Raw genomic sequence first — 14,522 nt, forward strand, 5'->3', positions numbered from 1 at the left:
TTATTATTAGTCAAGTAGGAATTCATATTCAGTGATATTACAGGGAAGTGAATCAACTAATAAATATGTGTGAAAAACAAGCTAAATGATTGACCAAAAGCTTGTACGAGTAATAAACTAATATTCAAATGAACGTTTGAATGAGGTGCTGAAATGGTTAGTAAAAACTTAGTTTGTGAAACAACTATAATAAATGAACAAAAAGTTAAAAGGGTAAAAAAAGTAATAGATGAAAAAGTAACAATAGATGTGGCTAAATTTTTCCGTGCATTATCTGATCCAACTAGGTTGAAAATTAGTTATGCATTATATAAAGGGGAAGAGTTATGTGTGTGTGATGTTGCAGAGATAGTTGGTTCGACAAATGCGACTGCCTCACACCACCTAAGACTTCTGAGAGATTTAGGTTTAGCCAAATACAGAAAAGAAGGTAAGCTAGTTTATTATTCTTTAGATGATGATCATGTGAAACAGTTAATTGAAATTGCTTATGAACACCAAAAGGAAGTGACCGAACGTGGAAAATAAAAAAGAATATCGGTTACAAGGATTAACATGCACAAATTGTGCAGCCAAATTTGAAACAAATGTAAAAGAGATTACAGGCGTCGAGGAGGCAAAAATAAACTACGGAGCGGCAAAAATTACGGTTTATGGAAAAACGACCATTAAAGAGTTAGAAAAAGCAGGGGCGTTTGATCAAATTAAAGTAACAGAGTTAGCTCATAATGTTTCAGAAGAACAGAAAGTTCCTCTTTATCAGAAGCATTGGCGTGTTTTGTTATCATTTGTAGCTTTAATTGTTGGTTGGTATTTTTTCTTTACATTGGGTGAAGACCATTACGCGACAATAAGTGCATTCGCCGTAACGATTATTGTTGGAGGATATAGATTGTTTCTTATCGGTCTGAAAAACTTATCAAGGCTTCAATTCGATATGAAAACGCTAATGACAATAGCGATTATTGGTGCAGCCATCATTGGGGAATGGGCAGAAGGTGCGACGGTCGTTATTTTGTTTGCTATAAGTGAAGCACTAGAAACGTATTCAATGGAAAAAGCTAGATCATCTATTCGTTCCTTAATGAATATTGCCCCTAAAAAAGCGTTAATAAAACGTAATAACGAAGAGCGATATGTTTCTGTAGAAGAAATTGAAGTAAATGATATTATGATTGTAAAACCTGGTGAGAAGCTTGCGATGGATGGAAAGATTTTAAGAGGGGTTGCTGCTATAAACACCGCTGCGATTACTGGGGAAAGTATACCATTAACAAAAACCATTGGTGATGACGTTTATGCCGGAACGCTTAACGAAGATGGGTTTATAGAAGTGGAAGTAACAAAACGTGTAGAAGATACAACGCTTTCTAAAATAATATATTTAGTGGAGGAAGCTCAAGCGGAACGTGCTCCATCTCAAGCGTTTGTAGATAAATTTGCCAAGTATTATACACCTTTAATAATGGTAATTGCATTTTTAGTGGCTGTAATTCCACCACTACTTTTTGGCTTATCTTGGGAAGCATGGATATATCAAGGTTTAGCAGTACTTGTTGTAGGTTGCCCTTGTGCACTAGTTATTTCCACACCTATTTCCATCGTTACAGCAATCGGAAATGCAGCTAGAAACGGAGTGCTGATAAAAGGAGGGATTCACCTAGAGCAATTAGGGGCCATTCGAGCGATCGCTTTTGACAAAACAGGTACATTAACAAAGGGGACTCCTGTTGTTACAGATGTTATAGAGTTGGAAGCTTCTAATGAAGAACTATTAAAAAAGGTTATGGCTATTGAAAAAGGATCTAGTCATCCTTTAGCAAAATCAATTGTTAATCATATAGAAAAGATTAAGATGGGTGAATCAAAAACGTTAGACGTAGAAAACATCATCGCTATTCCTGGAAAAGGAGTATCGGGAACGATAAACGGGGAGAAATATAATATTGGAAGTCCTAATTGGTTTATGGAAAGTGAGCACCCAACAATCTCTTCTTATATCAATAGAATAACGGAATTGCAAAATGAAGGAAAGACGGTAATGGTTGCAGGGACTCCTCAAAGAATAGAAGGAATTATTGCGCTGCGAGACGAAGTTAGAACTTCAAGCAAAAATGTAATATCAAAGCTAAAGGAATTTGGTATAGAGAAAACAGTGTTATTAACAGGGGACAATAAACGAACCGCTGAAGTAATAAAGCATCAACTCGGAGTAGATGAAGTACACGCTGAACTTTTACCTGAACAAAAGCTACGTTTAGTTAAAAAACTAAGAGATAACTATAACCACGTTGCGATGGTAGGGGATGGAATAAATGATGCTCCAGCATTAGCTGCCGCTGATATTGGTGTTGCAATGGGAGGAGCAGGTACTGATACCGCACTAGAAACAGCAGACGTGGCATTAATGGCAGACGACCTACAAAAACTACCTTACGCCATTAGTTTAAGCAAAAAAACATTGCAAATTATTAAGCAAAATATCGCATTTTCAATAGGGCTAAAAATATTGGCTTTATTATTAGTAATACCTGGCTGGTTAACGTTATGGATTGCCATTTTTGCGGATATGGGTGCAACGGTTCTTGTAACGTTAAATAGTTTGAGGTTGCTGAAGATTAAGAATAAATAATAGGGGCACAAAAAAGGCCGACGCTCAGATGTCGGCCTTTAATATATTAATCTTTATCTTGTAATGATTTCCGCAATTTCACGGTAAGACATGCCTGTTTGAATTTCATAAGTTCCTGCACGTACTTTCTTCTCTAATCCAGCATCTCCTAGAAACTTAATAAAATCTTTTGCACTCTCAATCAATCCGTCTGACTCTAGTTGTTCTGCAGCAATTTGAGTAGGAACACCACTTTTTATTTCAAACGTATAAACTTTAGGTTCTTCCTCTACTTTTTCTTCTTCTTTCGGCTCTTCAGAATCCTTTGGAGATTCTTCAGCTACTTCAGCCTCTTGTTCTTCTACCTTTTCTTCTTCCATAGAAGGTAATAGACTATCATATTCTTCTTTTGTTAACAAAAAAAGATTATTTTCTGCAACATAAGACTGAATTTGTTCTTCTGTTAGGGCTACTTCTTTTTTTCCTTCAATAGTGTAAGCACATCCAGTTACGCCGGTTGCAAAAAGAATTCCAACTGCTAATGCTCGGAAAGTCGTCTTCATGACGTTTGTTTTCCTTTCATTTTAGCTTTCATGATGGCACGTTCTACTTTATCCATCGGAATAGAAGTAAATTGTGTTATTTGCTCTGCCTTATAACCTTTATGAAATAAAGAAATAATAATCTCTTCATCACTTACATTTTCACTTTTTTCAACAGAAGGTTTGGATGCTTTTTTGACTGTCATTTTTGATGTTGGCCCAACAAGTAATTCCTCTTCTAATACTTTCATTCTTCTTTCAATCTTGTACTTATCTTGAACAACGTCCATAGATAATTGTTCGAACTCTTCCTCTAAATCTTTTACTCTATCTTTTTGTAAGAAAGATAGACCAATAATTACTAGAGAAGCGATAACTAAAAAGATACTAGCAAATAACATGTGGTCACCTCATAAAAAAATTTAATAAACTATAAGTACACTTATTACCATCCATACTATTCGAACTCGGGTTTCTATTTTTGTCTGTACAACCATAATTATTTTACACGAAAAGACAAGTTCCGACAAAACCTTTTGTTGAGAAAGAAGATATGCAAGTGATACGATTGGAAGGAAAGGTAGGTAATAGACAAATGAATCATGTTGCTATACGTACTTCAGAGCACTTTCCAACATTACATATTTCATGGGATTTACCGTTATGGAAATTTACATATTTAGAAACCTTCTTTAATCGTCCATTAGATTCTCTAACTAGTATTGTGAGGGTTTATAAAACAGATAATAAGCCTCCATACAAGTATGTTTCGTATTTGCAAAAACGAATGAACATGGATGAAAAAGAAATCGATGTCGAAGTAGAAGATAACGAACAATACATAGTAGAACTTCTCTTCACTGATAATGAATGTTTCCTTCCAATTGAAAAATCAATAATTATTTCAATGCAAAACAAAACCAAATCTAATACCCCAACTTTAAACTGGATCACAAATGAAAAAAGCAGCAATTGGCGAAATAACTTTTCTACCTATACCTACTATAACATCTCTAATGAGGATGATTAATATGAGTTCAACAATTACCACTATGTTACAACCTTCCTATGAACAAAAAAGAAAGATTCTAATCCTATCTTCAGAGTACCCTCCAAACATGGAAGGAGGGCTTGGAACACATGTAGAAGGACTAAGTAGTTTTTTAGCAAAAGATTACGTAGTGCATGTCATCACACCAAATATACTGGGTGCGCCATCCTATCAACTGTATAAAGAAGTCCATGTTCATCGAGTTGACACTATTAATAATGAAAGTGAACATTTAATAGAATGGATTGGTCAAGTGAATATAGCTATTGTGGAAAAGGTGTTAGAGTTACATAGTGAGCATAGCTTTCAATTAATACACGCTCACGATTGGCTCGTTGGATATGCAGCCATAACATTGAAGGTAGAGTGTAATGTACCATTAATTACAACCATCCATTCGACAGAATATGGTCGTAGTAAAGTAAATGGATTTATTGGAGATATTCAACATAAAATTTACGAGATAGAAAGTTTACTATTGAAAAAGTCTGACAAGATAATTGTTTGCAGTAAAGGTATGTTCGATGAAGTGTGTTTTATAGAGGATGTTAAGGGAAAAACAACTATTATTCCTAATGGGATACAAATAGAAGAACAAAACCGTTCTTCTAGTAATCCATCATATTTAGAAAAGAAGAAAGTAGTCTTAGCAATAGGAAGGTTGGTTCCAGAAAAAGGTTTTCAACATCTTGTACAAGCTGCAGCAATTGTATCCAATCAAATAGAAGATGTGTTATTTGTTTTAGCAGGAGTAGGTCCAATAAAAAAAAATCTTGAAAAACAAGTAAAAAGACTAGGTTTAGAGTCATCCTTTCTATTTGTAGGGTACGTGAAAAGTGCTGAGAAGAAAGCATTGATACAAAGTAGTGATGTAGTTGTTATACCTAGTTTATATGAACCGTTTGGAATTGTTGCGATTGAAGCGATGAAAGAACGTAAACCGGTCATTGCTGCCTCTATTGGTGGATTAAAATCAATCATTAAACATGAGCATGACGGACTCCTAGTAGAATGTACAAACCGAAATGAACTCGCTCAGGCCATAAGTCGTATTTTACATAATGAACAAGAATCTGCCACATTTGGGGAGCATGCGTATGAAAAAGTTAGAATACACTATAGTTGGAAACGGGTGATAACATTAACAAAAAGTGTATATAATCATGTATTACGTTAAAATGGGGGTAGGTGAATGTGAAGGCGGTTATTTTAGCAGGAGGGCTTGGTACGAGGCTATTACCGTTAACAGAAACAACACCGAAACCATTAGTGCCATTACAAAATAAACCTGTTATGGAGTATAGTATTGAACTATTAAAAAAACATGGAATAACAGAAATTATTGTAACAATTTGCTATTTAAGTGAGAAAATTAAAAATTATTTCGGTGATGGTTCAAAATGGGGAGTACACATTACGTATGTGGAAGAAATAGAGCCACTTGGAACAGCAGGTTGTGTTAAATTTGCTAAAATATTTTTAGAAGATACGTTCTTAGTCATTAGTGGAGATGCATTAACTGATTTTAATTTACAAAAGGGAATTGATTTTCACGAGAAGCACGACGCATTAATGACAATCTTTATGGCTAAAACGAAATATCCAACTTACTACGGAATTATGAAAGTAAATGCAGATGGTGAAATCATTGCGTTTAAAGAAAAACCAAAAAGTAATGAGGTTTTTAGTAATATAGTCAATACAGGAATATACGTAGTAAATCCGAAAATATTTTCTTACTTTCCAAATAAAGAAGCGGTCGATTTCAGCAAAGATATATTACCTATTCTTTTACAAAATGGGAGTAAAATCATCGGTTATTTAGCAGAAGGGTATTGGATAGATATAGGCAATCATGCTCAATACGAACAGGCAAAGGAAGATCTAAAGCAAAATAAAGTTAGTGTGATAGAGAATGAAGGACAAATGTTTTCAACGCGTTTATGGAAGATGATTATGAAGAAAAAGCAAAAGAAAAAAGAAATAAAATAAGCAGTAGGAAGACCTACTGCTTACTTTGTTTCACGGTGAACTGTTACCTTTTTTAATCTTGGGCTATATTTCTTAAGCTCAAGACGATCTGGGTTGTTACGTTTATTTTTAGTAGTGATGTAGTTACGGTCACCACTCTCAGTGCAAGCTAAAGTTACTTGTACACGCATCTTTATCCCTCCAAACTTTTCAAGCTTCTATTCAGACTTTACTATAATATCACTTATCTAAAAGAAATACCAGTCATTTTTTCAGGAGAATTATATTTCTTTCCTGTTAAGCTATGTCAAAGCTTAGTGGTGATTTATAAATACTTGTACTTGTTGATTTCCGTGCAAGGCTGAGACTCCTGCGGGAGAAGCGGGGTGCGGGAGACCACACAGGCGCTTGCGCCGAGGAGTAAGTTTTTTCACGACAGTGAAAATAACCTTCCTTTTTACCGCCCGCGGAAAGCGAAGCCTTGCACGGAAATCAACAGCGAACTTTAACATAGCATCCTGTTAAAGGTTTAATCAATCAAACATACAGCATTATGGTTGATGCTCTCCTAATAAAAACGATACTATTATAGTATTAAATGTTAAATAAAAGGAGAATAACATGAAAGAGATAAAAAATAAACTTAGAAAAGAAATGAAAGCAAAGCTCAAATGTTACACAGAGCAAGAACATACAAATATGTCTACATACATACAAAAACACCTTTTTGAAACAAAACAGTGGCAAGATGCTAAAACTATCGGAATTACGGTATCACGATTTCCAGAAGTGCGTACAGATGAGATTATCGAAAAAGCTTGGAACGAAGGAAAGAAAATTGCAGTGCCTAAATGTAATCCAACATCTAGTACGATGGACTTCTATGAAATTGTAAGCTTTCACGAATTAGAAGTAGTTTATTTTGGACTAAGAGAACCGATAGTGAGTAAAACAAAATATGTACCGCCATCAGAAATAGATTTAATAATCGTACCAGGTCTTATTTTTGATAAAGAAGGTTACCGCATTGGTTTTGGTGGTGGATATTTTGATCGTTATCTACAAAAATTCCACGGCCGAAAAATCTCTTTAGCATTTTATACTCAAGTTAACGAAGAAGTTCCAAGAGAAAGCTTTGATATTCCAGTGGAAGCAATTATTACGAACGAAGGTGTTCTTACGTGTTAAGTAATCCAATCCTTATGATCTCTGGTATTGTTTTCGTTGCTGTTATAGGATATTTATTAAAAGCATTAAGTTTTTCAGGAGCTATCGGAACCATTATCGTTGGTTGCTTCATTTCATTAGGATTTAAAGGAGAAGGGCTGTTACTCATTGGTGCTTTTTTTGCAAGCTCAAGTCTATGGAGCAAAATCAAAAAGAAGCAAAAAACATCCGGAATTATTCAAAAAGGTAGTAGACGAGATATCATTCAAGTCTTTGCAAACGGCGCAATACCGGCTAGTTTAAGTTTGGTTTATTATCTGTACCCACATGAATGGATTTTAGTCGGTTTTATAACAGCTATCGCTGTAGCGAATTCGGATACTTGGGCTTCTGAAATAGGGCCTTTTAGCAAAGCGAAACCGATACATATTCTCACTTTAAGAAAAGTAGAAGCAGGAACATCAGGTGCGGTATCGAATCTAGGAACAATTGCCAGTTTTCTTGGTTCATTATTTATTGCAATTATTGGCCTTTTACTTTTTGAGGTGGGTTATATAATGGCAGGGTGGATTACGTTGTTTGGAATGGTAGGTTGTTTTCTGGATACGATAGTAGGTGCTACTGTTCAAGCACAATATACGTGCAAAAAGTGTGGGCAAACAACAGAACTTACAGAACATTGTAAAGAAAGTACGGTATTAACAAAAGGCATACGAATAGTAAACAATGATTTGGTAAATGTAATGGCGATCATCCTAGCAACAACAGTATCTATGCTGGGTTGGAAAATGCTGTTTTGAAAATGTAACAAAATCGCTTTAATTTGTTCAGTACTTCACAATCTTTTTTAGTATAATAAAGTCATAGATAAAATTATTAGTGAAAGAGGCGGTTATAATGGCAAATGGAATCAATCGTGTAGTACTTATAGGAACTGGATTTGTAGGTTCAAGTTATGCTTTTGCATTATTAAATCAAGGTGTAACAGAAGAACTTGTATTAATAGATTTAAATAAAGAAAAATCAGAAGGAGATGCAATGGATTTAAATCATGGTATTGCATTCTCTCCTGCACCTACGAAAATTTGGTATGGTGATTATACAGACTGCAAAGATGCAGATATCGTTGTAATAAGTGCAGGTGCAAATCAAAAGCCAGGTGAAACAAGACTTGATTTAGTAGAAAAAAACACTAAAATTTTCAAAAGCATTGTCGAACAAGTAATGGGAAATGGTTTTGACGGTATTTTCTTAGTAGCGACGAACCCAGTTGACATTTTAACTTATGTAACATGGAAATATTCTAGCTTACCAAAAGAAAGAGTCATCGGATCTGGTACCATTCTAGATACTGCAAGATTCCGTTATTTGCTAGGTGACTACTTCCAAGTGGATGCGAGAAATGTGCATGCATACATTATTGGAGAACATGGAGATACAGAGTTACCGGTATGGAGTAGAGCGGATATTGGTGGAAAACCAATTTTAGACATGATGGCAGAAAAAGAAGGTTATAAAGAAGAAGATTTAGAAGAAATCTTTGTAAATGTTCGTGATGCCGCTTACCATATTATCGAAAGAAAAGGCGCGACTTATTACGGCATTGCCATGGGTCTCGTTCGATTAACAAAAGCGATTTTACAAAATGAAAATTCTATCTTAACTGTATCCGCCTATCTAGAGGGGCAATATGATAGCGAAGACATCTACATTGGAGTACCAGCTATCGTTAATAGAAACGGCATACGTGAAATTGTAGAACTTGATTTATGCGAAAAAGAAAAAGAGCAATTCAAACACTCAGTTCAAGTCTTAACTGACATTAAAAATAAAATTAATTTCTAAAAATTAAAGTATGCTTTATATAACTTGTTATGAAAATATGTGTTAAAGATGATGATTATCATTAATTACTAAAATAGCTGTTGATTTTCGTGCAAGACTGAGACTCCTGCGGGAAAAGCGGGGAGCGGGAGACCCCACAGGCGCAAGCGCCGAGGAGGCTCCCGGCCCGCCCGCGGAAAGCGAAGTCTTGCGCGGAAATCAACAGCGGTTTTTAAATAGTTATAAAAAACATGCAGATTTAAGCATGTTTTTTTCTATTTGTAGCAACCTAATGTGTAGGAGGGATTACAATATGATTAGTTCAATGACAAAAATGGTCTTTTTTGTACTTGCTATTTATGCTGCCTATCAAAACCGTTATAAAATTTTAAACTACCTTCTCGGAATTAGTAGCATACGCCGATATGCAGTTCAGTTCGGGATGGACATTCCATTTGTACGGGATAGACTAATGCAGTCTGTATTTCGTGGGCAATAAAAGTGAATACTGGTTTAAAAAGCTAACTTCCTCCATATAATGTGAGAAGTTAGCTTTTATTTTTACGCTTATTTTTTTACTTTATAAGAAGAAGAAACTAAAATGATAGTAGATGAATCAATTTCATAATTACGGTTCGTTTAATGAAAAACGAATATTAGTGATATACAAAATAATATGTTCGTTTATTAAGGTGTATAAATACAGAATACGATGCTATTATTCGTTTCTCGTTTAGTAGTCGTACATTATGAAACGGACTCGGATACCGAATCATTGGGAGAGAAGATAAGGGGGTGTCTCATCATGAAGATGGATACCGTATTTTGGAGAATCATTCATCAACTTGTTATTCAGCATGAATATCGATTAATTCATTTAGCAGAAAATGAAAAAGAAATATGGCTAGAAGCTATTGAAAATAAACAGGCACCGATTGTAAGAGTAATAAGAACGGATTTAGATTGGAGCATGTGGTTGCAACGTGACATTGAAAACACTGCTGTGAAAATGCATAATTTTCAAAAGCAACTCCGTAAAAGAAAGTTAGCGACTGTATCTATTTATGTTTCTACATATCCTCCTGTTGATGATTGGGAATTTAGAGTGGATAAACCATATAAATACGAAAATACAACATTATCATCAGTTATAGTGCATAGCCTAAACATCGAGCAGACTTGTAAATCTATTTCTACACTTACCAATAAACAAATTACGATACAAGAAGAGATGGTGTTAGACGAACTTGCTCTAGAGCATTTAAAACATTCGGTTATTTCTGTCGCACAAAAGCGAATAAGAAAAGTAAAGGAATTATTCCAGCATGGTCGTCCATTTTATACGTATATTTTCATTGCGATACAACTGTTTTTCTTTTACTTACTTGAAACCAATGGCGGTAGTCAAAATATTGAAACGCTTATTCAATATGGAGCAAAATATAATCCGCTTATATTAGAAGGGGAATGGTGGAGGTTTTTCACCCCGATTATTTTGCATATTGGAATCTTCCATTTATTAATGAATACGTTGGCGTTATACTATTTAGGAACTGCTGTAGAACGAATGTATGGGAGTGGAAGATTTTTATTTATTTATTTGTTTGCAGGATTTACCGGTACAGTTGCTAGCTTTGTTTTTACCCCTAGCATTTCAGCGGGGGCTTCGGGGGCGATTTTCGGCTGTTTTGGAGCTTTATTATACGTAGGAATCTCTCATCCTAAATTGTTTTTTAGAACGATGGGGACGAATATATTAGTATTAATTGGGATTAATATTTCACTTGGATTTGTTATTCCTGGTATTGATAATGCAGGTCATATCGGTGGATTAATAGGAGGTTTCCTTGCAGCAACTATCATTGCCTTACCAAAACAGAAATTATGGTTGTTACGCCTTGCGACACTCGTTATTTCCCTGGCTATTATTTTTCCATTTTTGGAATACGGCTATGCCAAAAATGAAAACGATCCACAAGTTGCTTTAGTAAAAGCACAACAATTAATGGAAGAAGAAAACTTCCAGGACGCTTATAGTATTCTATATCCAATAGCCTCAAATGAGGATGCTCCTGCAGAAGTATACTTTTATCTGTCGTATGTTGAGATAAAAATGGGTGAATTAGAGAGTGCACAAAAGCACCTCATAAAAGTAACAGAAATGGAACCAAACTTTCATGAGGCGCATTTTAACTTAGCCATCCTATATATAGAGTTAAATGAGTTAGAACTCGCTTTAGAATCCGTGGAACGTGCCATAAACATAAAGCAGGAAGATTCTTACGTAAAGTTAAGAGATGAGATTAATCGTAAGAAATCTTCTGAATAAGTTGGACCGGTGTTCCTTCAGCTGTTTCAAATACAATGAAGACGTGCGTTTTATCAGTAGAAAACAGTAATAACGGAATGGAACTCCCAATCGGGGGGACAATCTGGCCATTATACGTTTTTACTCCTAAAAAATATTCTTTATATAATCCTTCCCAAAGCTTTCCGATGATCTCTTGCGTTTTTTCATACGTAAAGGTAGGGAAAGCTTTTTTGTTATATTCTTGTAATTGTAGTAATGAAATGGCATCATATTTATTTCTCTCAATGTTAAAATAATCAATTGCTTTGTTCCAAGAAAACATTAATTGTTGTTCGGTCACTTTATTTAACACTTGCTGCCACTCTTTTTGCTCATTGTTTTCAGGTTCTTTAAACGCTTGCAATGGAGAAAAGGATGAATCGATGACATATAAATAATCACTACTCATGGATTGGGCGCTTGTGATTTTATCTTCATCATAATGAATTTCCGCGTGGTGAAACGAAATAGATTGAAAGAAGCTACTGTCTTCTCCGTGAATGGAAGCGTATTGACTTAACCCCTGTTTTTCATCCTTCCAATCAGACAAAATAGCTTTTAATCTTCCATCTGCAAATAACAAAGATATATCTTGTCGCAAGTATACGGGTATGGAAGACGACGAAGTGACTTCCCAATTCACGATATATTCATCATTATCTTTCTCATCCATTAACGAAAACTTTGTTGAAGCCTCTTTAATAATAACGGAAGAATCAATAGGAAAAAAAATAATACTCTCCTCGACAATCTCTTGATTTGAATAAATGAAGTAGAAAACAAAGAGAGTACTAATAAGTATTATGACGCTAGATTTACGCATATATGATGCACTTCCATTCAAAATAATATTGATGATAAAAATTAAAAATTGCACATTCTTTAATAATCTTTATAAATTAATCAGTTTCATAATTACGGTTCGTTAAATGTAAAACGAATATTTTAGTGTAATACAAGATAATATGTTCGTTTTAATAAGGTGTTATAAAACAAAAATACGATACTATCATTCGTTTTTCGTATAGTAGTCATACATTATGAAACCGACTCAAATATCAAATAATTAAAGTACAATCTTTAATTCAGTTCGAATTTAAGCGTTGTTAATAGAGACCAATGTTGATTTCAGCTGTAGGTGTGAGACTCGCGGGAAAGCGCGTCAAGGGAGACCCCACAGGCGCTGATGCGCCGAGGAGGCTCCCGCGACCGCCCGTGGAAAGCGAACACCTACAGCTGAAATCAACATTTAGTACTCTTGTATTATTTAAATTGTAAAGTAAATACAAGTTAATTGAAGCTTGTCTTCCATTATATGTTCATCAATCTGCATATATGATGTATGTTTTTCCACCTTAAAGCAAAAAATGGAGAGAGATGAAGCGAATGGGAGGAATCCATCTTGGTATGGGAAAAGCCTACTAGAAAAATGACGGGAAATTTTGAACGCGATGTAGAGTATCTAAAAGAAAGACTCGCGGTCGATAAAAGTTTTGACTTAATCTATTTAGACTTGTATTACGCAGGGCGTAAAGTTGGTTTATTTTTAGTTGATGGCTTCGGTAAAGACGAAGTGATGCTTTTTATCATGAAATTTTTATCTGATTTAACTCCAGAACAACTAGAAGAAGAACCTCTTGAAAAGTTGTTAAAAAAGTACATACCTTATGTGGAGTTAGACGAGGAAGATGACTTAGAAAGAGTAGTAGACCAAGTGTTAGCAGGTCCAACTGCAATGGTAATTGAAGGATTAAGTAAAGTCGTCATTATTGACGCGCGTACATATCCTGTACGCGGACCAGAAGAACCAGACACGGAAAGAGTTGTACGTGGATCACGAGACGGTTTTGTAGAGACGCTCGTATTTAACTGTGCATTAGTTCGTCGTAGAGTTCGTGACAGTTCGCTACGAATGGAGTATATGCAAGTTGGAAGAAGGTCCAAAACGGATATTAGTATATGTTATTTAGAAGATATTGCAGATCATGCAAATGTGGAAGAAATAAAAGAATCGATTAAGAAAATTGATACAGATGGTTTACCGATGGGAGAAAAAACAGTAGATGAATTTGTCGGTGGACGCCATTGGAATCCTTATCCAACAGTAAGGTATACGGAAAGACCAGATACTGCAGCAACTCATTTGTTTGAAGGGCATGTACTTGTAATGGTGGATGGATCCCCAAGTGTGATAATAGCGCCAACTACCTTTTGGCATCATTTACAACATGCTGAAGAGTATCGAAATAAACCAGTGGTTGGTGCGTATTTAAGATTTGTAAGATTTATTGCCGTATGGTCTTCTTTATTTATTTTACCATTATGGTATTTATTTGCTATTAACCCTTCGTTACTTCCAGAACAACTATCTTATATAGGTCCTTCTGAACAAGGTACTGTTCCGTTGTTTGCACAGATAATGATTATTGAAGTCGGTATGGACATGCTTCGAATGGCCGCCATTCATACCCCGTCAGCACTTGCCACTGCACTTGGACTTGTTGCGGCCATTTTGATTGGAGATGTGGCTGTTACGGTTGGGTTGTTTGTCCCAGAGATTATTCTCTACTTAGCAATTGCTGCCATCGGTACATTCTCTACACCTAGTTATGAATTAAGTTTAGCCAATAGGCTTGTAAGGATAGTACTATTAATTGTAACGGCGTTATTCGGAATAAACGGATTAATAATTAGTTTTGTCGTGTTAATTATATTCTTAGCGAGAATGAAGTCTTACTCCATTCCTTATTTGTGGCCGTTCATACCGTTTGATTCCCATGCGTTCCGAGACGTGCTTGTACGCTCACCAATACCATTAAAACACAAACGCCCAACAGTCCTACACCCAGAAGACCCAGATCGATAATATACTATCAGAAAAGCCGTTATTCCAGATTAACGGCTTTTCTTTATGTGAAATTGACAAACAAGATGGTTATTTAGGTTCGTCCGCGGAAAGCGAGCGGATTTTATCAAATTTTAACAGTTTCACAAACAAGATCATTT

15 protein-coding genes are annotated in these 14,522 nt (G+C 35.3%); 11 read left to right on the forward strand and 4 right to left on the reverse strand.

What is annotated here, in order from left to right; genetic code table 11:
- Nucleotides 1-153 precede the first annotated feature (153 nt).
- The gene (locus CDZ92_RS02600) at nucleotides 154-528 is read left to right on the forward strand and encodes an ArsR/SmtB family transcription factor (protein ID WP_096153398.1); all 375 of its coding nucleotides are present in this window, start codon (nucleotides 154-156) and stop codon (nucleotides 526-528) included.
- A complete protein-coding gene (locus CDZ92_RS02605; protein ID WP_096153399.1) occupies nucleotides 518-2,632 on the forward strand; it encodes a heavy metal translocating P-type ATPase in 2,115 nt (704 codons plus the stop codon). Before CDZ92_RS02600 ends, CDZ92_RS02605 begins: the two co-directional genes overlap by 11 nt.
- A 53-nt stretch (nucleotides 2,633-2,685) precedes the next feature.
- Here CDZ92_RS02605 and CDZ92_RS19805 read toward each other — a convergent pair whose 3' ends face one another.
- Nucleotides 2,686-3,174 (reverse strand): endolytic transglycosylase MltG, encoded by a 489-nt coding sequence (locus CDZ92_RS19805; RefSeq protein WP_096153400.1) that lies wholly within the window; start codon nucleotides 3,172-3,174, stop codon nucleotides 2,686-2,688.
- Nucleotides 3,171-3,554: a hypothetical protein gene (locus CDZ92_RS02615; protein WP_096153401.1), complete on the reverse strand. Its 384-nt coding sequence runs from the start codon at nucleotides 3,552-3,554 to the stop codon at nucleotides 3,171-3,173. The genes CDZ92_RS19805 and CDZ92_RS02615 overlap by 4 nt, the downstream gene beginning before the upstream one ends.
- A 152-nt stretch (nucleotides 3,555-3,706) precedes the next feature.
- Here CDZ92_RS02615 and CDZ92_RS02620 point away from each other — a divergent pair, with 152 nt between their 5' ends.
- Genes CDZ92_RS02620 through CDZ92_RS02630 form a run of 3 tightly spaced genes read left to right on the forward strand, consistent with a single transcriptional unit; the run spans nucleotide 3,707 to nucleotide 6,196 of the window.
- On the forward strand, nucleotides 3,707-4,183 hold the full coding sequence (locus CDZ92_RS02620) for a hypothetical protein (protein ID WP_096153402.1): 477 nt from the start codon (nucleotides 3,707-3,709) through the stop codon (nucleotides 4,181-4,183).
- Between the two features lies 1 nt (nucleotide 4,184).
- On the forward strand, nucleotides 4,185-5,381 hold the full coding sequence (locus tag CDZ92_RS02625) for a glycosyltransferase family 4 protein (RefSeq protein ID WP_176483692.1): 1,197 nt from the start codon (nucleotides 4,185-4,187) through the stop codon (nucleotides 5,379-5,381).
- 17 nt (nucleotides 5,382-5,398) lie between these two features.
- On the forward strand, nucleotides 5,399-6,196 hold the full coding sequence (locus CDZ92_RS02630) for a nucleotidyltransferase family protein (RefSeq protein ID WP_176483693.1): 798 nt from the start codon (nucleotides 5,399-5,401) through the stop codon (nucleotides 6,194-6,196).
- A 20-nt stretch (nucleotides 6,197-6,216) separates the two neighbouring features.
- Here CDZ92_RS02630 and rpmG read toward each other — a convergent pair whose 3' ends face one another.
- Nucleotides 6,217-6,366 (reverse strand): 50S ribosomal protein L33, encoded by a 150-nt coding sequence (rpmG, locus tag CDZ92_RS02635; RefSeq protein WP_096153405.1) that lies wholly within the window; start codon nucleotides 6,364-6,366, stop codon nucleotides 6,217-6,219.
- A gap of 430 nt (nucleotides 6,367-6,796) precedes the next feature.
- On the opposite strand from rpmG, the gene CDZ92_RS02640 reads away from it, so the two are divergent.
- The 5 genes from CDZ92_RS02640 (at nucleotide 6,797) to CDZ92_RS02660 (ending at nucleotide 11,495) form a co-directional block, all read left to right on the forward strand.
- Entirely contained in the window at nucleotides 6,797-7,363 is a 567-nt protein-coding gene (locus CDZ92_RS02640) for a 5-formyltetrahydrofolate cyclo-ligase (protein WP_176483694.1), read from the forward strand.
- Nucleotides 7,357-8,142 (forward strand): DUF92 domain-containing protein, encoded by a 786-nt coding sequence (locus CDZ92_RS02645; RefSeq protein WP_096153406.1) that lies wholly within the window; start codon nucleotides 7,357-7,359, stop codon nucleotides 8,140-8,142. The genes CDZ92_RS02640 and CDZ92_RS02645 overlap by 7 nt, the downstream gene beginning before the upstream one ends.
- 97 nt (nucleotides 8,143-8,239) lie before the next feature.
- A complete protein-coding gene (locus CDZ92_RS02650) occupies nucleotides 8,240-9,187 on the forward strand; it encodes an L-lactate dehydrogenase (protein ID WP_096153407.1) in 948 nt (315 codons plus the stop codon).
- Between the two features lie 292 nt (nucleotides 9,188-9,479).
- Nucleotides 9,480-9,665, forward strand: a complete 186-nt coding sequence (locus CDZ92_RS02655) for a sodium:proton antiporter (RefSeq protein ID WP_096153408.1) — start codon at nucleotides 9,480-9,482, stop codon at nucleotides 9,663-9,665.
- 306 nt (nucleotides 9,666-9,971) lie between these two features.
- Nucleotides 9,972-11,495, forward strand: a complete 1,524-nt coding sequence (locus tag CDZ92_RS02660; RefSeq protein ID WP_096153409.1) for a rhomboid family protein — start codon at nucleotides 9,972-9,974, stop codon at nucleotides 11,493-11,495.
- Here CDZ92_RS02660 and CDZ92_RS02665 read toward each other — a convergent pair.
- Entirely contained in the window at nucleotides 11,470-12,339 is an 870-nt protein-coding gene (locus CDZ92_RS02665) for a hypothetical protein (RefSeq protein ID WP_096153410.1), read from the reverse strand. The two genes, CDZ92_RS02660 and CDZ92_RS02665, sit on opposite strands and share 26 nt — an antisense overlap.
- Nucleotides 12,340-12,945: 606 nt before the next feature.
- Here CDZ92_RS02665 and CDZ92_RS02670 point away from each other — a divergent pair.
- Nucleotides 12,946-14,382, forward strand: coding sequence for a spore germination protein (locus tag CDZ92_RS02670; RefSeq protein WP_096156885.1), 1,437 nt, complete (start codon nucleotides 12,946-12,948; stop codon nucleotides 14,380-14,382).
- The last annotated feature ends 140 nt before the right edge of the window (nucleotides 14,383-14,522 follow it).

The sequence above is a fragment of the Bacillus sp. FJAT-45066 genome, from assembly GCF_002335755.1.
GTDB lineage: Bacteria > Bacillota > Bacilli > Bacillales > Bacillaceae_I > Bacillus_CD > Bacillus_CD alkalisoli.